A 329-nucleotide genomic window follows, 5' to 3' on the forward strand; every position below is an offset into this window, starting at 1 on the left:
GGAGGCATGTTTTTCTCTTTTCATTTCTTTCATTATTTTTCTTCTTTCTTCCTCTCTTATTTTCTCTCTTTCATCTTGACTTATTTCTTCCACTCTTTTTCTACCTTTTTCTTTTCTCTCTTGCTTTTCTTTCCACAACTTAAGGGATCTCAACTCATCTAATATCTTATACAAGGGGTCCTTAGGAGTAGAACCCTCACCATTAACACTAGATGAAGAATGAAGACTCATGTTGGTTCCTAAGTTATGGTTCTTTCTTGTTGGGGGTTTGAAAACAAAAGGTAAAAGAAACTATGGTAGAAACTAGCCAAAATAAACACTAAAAAAGG

General features: G+C 34.0%; 1 protein-coding gene. It reads right to left on the reverse strand.

What is annotated here, in order from left to right; translation table 11 throughout:
- A partial coding sequence (locus tag AABA78_RS39380; RefSeq protein WP_338270629.1) for a hypothetical protein occupies nucleotides 1-231 on the reverse strand: 231 nt, incomplete at its 3' end.
- Between the last annotated feature and the right edge of the window lie 98 nt (nucleotides 232-329).

Origin of the sequence: Corallococcus caeni, assembly GCF_036245865.1 — a bacterium.
GTDB classification, from domain to species: Bacteria; Myxococcota; Myxococcia; order Myxococcales; family Myxococcaceae; genus Corallococcus; species Corallococcus caeni.